The sequence below is a fragment of the Mesorhizobium sp. WSM4845 genome, from assembly GCF_055811455.1.
The window spans coordinates 1-5037 of the sequence record NZ_JBVVQA010000009.1 but is presented as its reverse complement, the minus strand read 5'-3'; the positions used below and the strand labels follow the sequence as shown (position 1 = coordinate 5037).

At 62.0% G+C, this 5037-nt stretch carries 5 protein-coding genes; 3 read left to right on the top strand and 2 right to left on the bottom strand.

The features are described 5' to 3' along the window. The first annotated feature begins 188 nt into the window (after positions 1 to 188). Positions 189 to 1082, top strand: a complete 894-nt coding sequence (locus AC0L2C_RS12545; RefSeq protein ID WP_473523491.1) for a sugar phosphate isomerase/epimerase family protein — start codon at positions 189 to 191, stop codon at positions 1080 to 1082. A 15-nt stretch (positions 1083 to 1097) separates the two neighbouring features. Here AC0L2C_RS12545 and uxuA read toward each other — a convergent pair whose 3' ends face one another. Beyond that, positions 1098 to 2282: a mannonate dehydratase gene (gene uxuA, locus AC0L2C_RS12540; RefSeq protein WP_128170890.1), complete on the bottom strand. Its 1185-nt coding sequence runs from the start codon at positions 2280 to 2282 to the stop codon at positions 1098 to 1100. Positions 2283 to 2358: 76 nt separating this feature from the next. On the opposite strand from uxuA, the gene AC0L2C_RS12535 reads away from it, so the two are divergent. Both AC0L2C_RS12535 and ftsZ read left to right on the top strand, forming a co-directional pair. Further along, positions 2359 to 3144 carry an SDR family NAD(P)-dependent oxidoreductase gene (locus AC0L2C_RS12535; RefSeq protein WP_473523490.1) on the top strand — a complete coding sequence of 262 codons (786 nt, stop codon included), beginning with the start codon at positions 2359 to 2361 and terminating at the stop codon, positions 3142 to 3144. Positions 3145 to 3410: 266 nt separating this feature from the next. Further along, positions 3411 to 4418 (top strand): cell division protein FtsZ, encoded by a 1008-nt coding sequence (gene ftsZ, locus AC0L2C_RS12530; RefSeq protein WP_473523489.1) that lies wholly within the window; start codon positions 3411 to 3413, stop codon positions 4416 to 4418. A 181-nt stretch (positions 4419 to 4599) separates the two neighbouring features. On the opposite strand, the gene AC0L2C_RS12525 is transcribed toward ftsZ, so the two are convergent. Next, positions 4600 to 4833, bottom strand: a complete 234-nt coding sequence (locus tag AC0L2C_RS12525) for a DUF6429 family protein (protein WP_287245812.1) — start codon at positions 4831 to 4833, stop codon at positions 4600 to 4602. Positions 4834 to 5037: the final 204 nt, after the last annotated feature.

Sequence of the window (5037 nt, the reverse complement as noted above, 5' to 3'; positions counted from 1 at the left end):
CCCCGCAGTTTCCCCCCCCCTCCACCCCCACGCATAATCGGGCCGGCCCGGCGCCCCTCCCCAAACCCCCCCCCCCGGGTGGGGGGGCGGGGCGACGGGCCCCACCAATTTTTTGTTTTGAGCATCAGATTTTTCGCAACCGGTTCCCATTTCTTGGGTCCGATGCTCTCGAGCAGCAGGAGACGATCGTGTCGCGCATTGGAATCCACTCTTTCGTCTGGTCGGCGAGCTCGGCGCAAGACGACCTCGAACGGACGCTGGCCAACACCAGGGAGGCGGGCTTCGACCTGATCGAATTCTCCTATCTTGACCCTGCCAATGTCGATGTTGGCGGGCTGGCCAAGCGCATCGCCGACCTCGATCTCGGCGTGGCGATCAGCATCGGGCTGCCGCCCGACGGCGACATTTCAAGCGCCGACAAGGCGATTGCCGCGCACGGCGTCGAAGTCCTCGATGACACGATCGCGCTCACCCGCGATCTCGGCGGCCGGAAGGTCGCCGGCATCCTCAGCACCAGCCATGGATTGCAGACTGAGGCGCCGACGCGCGATCAATGGAACCGCAGTGCCGCCACGCTTGCCAAGGTCGCGGAGACCGCCAAGGCCGCCGGCGTCACGCTCAACCTCGAGATCGTCAATCGCTTCGAGAGCAATCTGCTCAACACCGCGGCGCAAGGATTGGCCTTCATCGAGGACACCGATTCCGACAACATTTTTCTGCATCTCGATACGTTCCATATGAACATCGAGGAGGCCGATGTCGGGTTGGCCATCCGCCACGCCGCCAAAAAGATCGGCTATGTCCATATCGGTGAGAGCCATCGCGGCTTCCTCGGCACCGGCAACATCGACTTTGCCGCGATCTTCGATGCGCTGACCGCAATCGGCTATGGCGACGACATCAGCTTCGAATCCTTCTCGTCGGAGATCGTCGACGAGAACCTGTCGAAGAAAACCGCCATCTGGCGCAATCTGTGGACCGACAATATGGAGCTGGCCCGGCATGCGCGCCGCTTCATCGCCATCGGGCTGGAGACGGCGCAGCGCAAGGCCGAGCTTGTTGCGTCAAGCCATCAGCCTTAGCTCCGGTTGCGATCCTCAGGCCAGCTCAAAACGTTCCACGGCGCGCATGATGCCACGCAGCTCGGCCAGGCCTTTCAGGCGGCCGATCAAAGAATAGCCGGGGTTGATCCTGGTCTTGCCGATATCGTCGGCGAGCAGATGGCCATGATCGGGTCGCATGGGAATCCGCCAATCAGCGCGACCTTCCCTTCGGCGGCGCGTCTCTTCCTGCATCAAAGCGAGGATGACATGCGCCATGTCGGTGCCGCCCTCCAGATGCTCGGCTTCATGGAAGGAGCCGTCATCCTCGATGGTTACATTGCGCAGATGGACGAAATGGATCCGGTCGGCGAACTCCTTGACCATGCCGACAATGTCGTTGTCTGCGCGCGTACCGTAGGAGCCGGTGCAGAATGTCAGGCCGTTGGCCGGGCTGTCGACGGCGTTGAGGATGAAACGCGCGTCCTCGGCGGTCGAAACGATCCGTGGCAGGCCATAGAGCGAGAATGGCGGGTCGTCGGGATGGATGCACATGCGCACCCCCTCCTGCTCGGCCACCGGAATGATCTCGCGCAAAAACCAGGCAAGATTGTCGCGCAGCTCCTTCGGCCCGATCGAGTCATATTCCGCCAATGCCTCACGAAAACTATCCCGGTTGTAGCTGCGCTCGGTTGCCGGCAGGCCGGCAATGAGATTGCGCTCGATCCTGTCGATCTGCTCTTCGCTCAATTCCTTCAGTCGCGATTCCGCTTCCGCGATACGTGCCGCGCTGTAGCCGAATTCGGCATTCCTGCGCTTCAGGACGAACAGGTCGTAGGCGGCAAAATCGATCGCATCGAACCGCAGTGCGTAGCCCGTCGTTGGAAGCCGATAGGCAAGGTCGGTGCGGGTCCAGTCGACCACCGGCATGAAGTTATAGCAGATCGTCGCAATGCCGGCCTTGGCGAGCGCACGGATCGTGTCCTTATACCAGCCGACATAGCGAAGCCGTTCCGCCGAGCCGATCTTGATCGAATTGTGGACGGGAATGCTCTCCACAACCGACCAGGTCAGCCCTTCGGCCTCGATGATCCGCTTGCGCTCCAAAATGTCCGTCAAAGGCCAGGCGCGGCCGTCATAGATATCATGCAGGGCGGATACAACGCCCGAGGCTCCGGCCTGCTTGACATGATCGAGCGTCACCGGGTCGTCAGGGCCATACCAGCGCCAGCATTGTTCCATCGAGGCTTTTCCTTTGCGATAAAACGGAACCGTATTGTTGGGCCACAATGGAAGTCAAATTAAAGGAGTTTGCGCCATGAAGGATTTCGACGGCAAGATTGCTCTGGTGACGGGGACGACCGGGATCGGCCTGGCAACCGCCAGACGTCTTGCGGCGGGCGGGGCGGCGATCGTCGCCTGCGGCATCGACCGCGCGGCCAACACTGCGATGAGAGCGGAACTGGGCAGCTCCGGCGCCGAGGCGCTGGTCGTGGCCGTCGACGTCTCCGTGCCGGATCAGGTCCGCGACGCGGTCGCAGCCGGTGTTGAACGGTTCGGCGGCCTCGATATCATCGTCAATTCCGCGGCGGTCCATCCGTATGGCACCGCTGTTAGCACCGATTTCGACATCTGGAACCGGGCGATGTCCGTCAATGTCGGCTCGATCTACCTGACCGCGCATTTCGGTATTCCGGAAATGATCAGGCGAGGCGGCGGCGCCATCGTCAACGTGGCTTCGGTGCAAGGTTTCGCCTGCCAGCAGAACGTCGCCGCCTATGCCACGACCAAGGGCGCCATCCACACATTGACGCGCGCTCTGGCGCTCGACCACGCGCGCTCCGGCATTCGCGTCAATTCCGTCAGCCCGGGCTCGATCCGCACCCCGATCCTGGAAAAGGCGGCGCGCGGCGAAAACGGCACCGACGCCGATGTCGAGGCCGCCTACAGGCGCTTCGGCGAAGCGCACCCCATCGGGCGCATCGGCGAGCCGGAGGAAGTGGCGGAACTCATCGCCTTTCTGTGTTCGTCGAAAGCCGGGTTCTGCACCGGCGCGGACTACAGGATCGATGGCGGCCTGACTGCCGGCATCGGCGTGAAGTAGAACGGGAAGATCGGTCTCGGCTTTACGGGAGACGTTGTCATCGGACGATTTTCGGTCAGCCGCCACACGTAGCACCAGCGGCGGCGAACCAATAGCGCATAACATGCGCGAGCGCGAATACTGCACTTGCAGCCGGTTCAACCGTCTGATTCCCTTGGTTACGCTGGGCTGTCCTGATTCGCGCACTGTCCAAAGTCTTTGCAGCGCGCCGGGAACAAGCCTTCCACCGACCGCTGCGCTTGCGCATTCAAGGGGAGAGACGGCAAATGAACACTGCAACGAGGCCGACAATCTCGGAGATGAGGCCCAAGATATCCGTCATCGGGGTTGGCGGCGGTGGCGGCAACGCCATCAACAACATGATCGCCGAAGGCTTGCAGGGCACCGAGTTCATCGTTGCCAACACCGATGCCCAGGCGCTCACCATGTCGAAGGCAACGCGGCTGATCCAATTGGGAGCGCACGTCACGGAAGGCCTTGGTGCAGGATCCCTGCCCGAGGTCGGCCATGCCGCGGCCGTGGAATCTATCGACGAAATCATGGACCATCTTGCGGGAACGCATATGTGTTTCGTGACCGCAGGCATGGGAGGCGGAACTGGAACCGGTGCAGCACCGGTCATAGCGCAGGCCGCGCGCAACGCAGGAATACTGACCGTGGCCGTCGTCACCAAGCCGTTCGTCTTCGAAGGAAACCGCCGCATGCATGCCGCCAATGAGGGCATCGAGCGGCTGCGCGAAAGCGCCGATACCGTCATCGTCATACCGAACCAGAACCTCTTCAGGATCGCCGATGCCAAGACGACGTTCGCGGACGCTTTCGCCATGGCGGACCGCGTACTCTACGCCGGCGTCGGCTGCATCACCGATCTCATCGTCAAGGAAGGCCTGATCAATCTCGACTTTGCCGATGTGAAGTCGGTGATGCGCGATATGGGTCGCGCGATGATGGGGACCGGCGAAGCCACCGGCGAGGACCGCGCCAGGAAGGCAGCCGAAGCGGCGATCGCAAACCCGCTTCTCGACGAAGCGTCGATGATGGGCGCCAAGGGCGTCCTTGTCTCGATATCGGGCGGCACTGACATGACGCTGTTCGAGGTCGACGAAGCCGCCACGCGCATCCGCGAGGAGGTCGACGCCGATGCCGACATCATCGTCGGCGCCATTTTCGACAAGGCGCGCGCAGGAAAATTCAGGGTGTCGGTGGTCGCGACGGGATTGCGGCGGGGGCTTGAGATTCCGCTGACGGTGGGGTTGGAAAACCGTGTGAATTGAGCGACGCTCTTATGGCAGCACCACGGCAGGTTTCGACTGAAGGTCCGACGCACCGGACACCGCCGCCAGACGGTAATCGGGCGGAACGCCCAACCCTGATTGTTGCGGGATAGGCCTGCCGAGCAAGTTGTCGGTTTTGCCTGCGCGACTCTTGCTGTCGAATTGGAACGCCAGCCAGCGCTCATGGCGCCGGCCGCGTGAGCAGGGTGCGGAACAATTCCTCAGCCCGTCGCAGGCCCTCATCTGTCAGAACCACCGACTTCGCCTTGTTTGCCGGATTGGCGATCAGTCCCTTCTGGTGCAAGCGATCCAGAGCATCCCAATCCAATCCCTTCCAGGCGCGCCTCTCTTCATGCAGCGTTAGCCAAAGCAGCCCGAGAACGGCATTGTCGATCTTGTCGGTGTCCATCTCCATGCCAAGCAGTTTAACACGGGAAGACGGCGCCTGCCGAGACCCACACCGTCGGGTAACTCGATGAGGATCAAACTGGCCGCGCCAGGCTGCAAACGCAAAACGGCCCGCGTGATGCGGGCCGTTTTTGTTTGGTTGCGGGGACAGGATTTGAACCTGTGACCTTCAGGTTATGAGCCTGACGAGCTACCGGGCTGCTCCACCCCG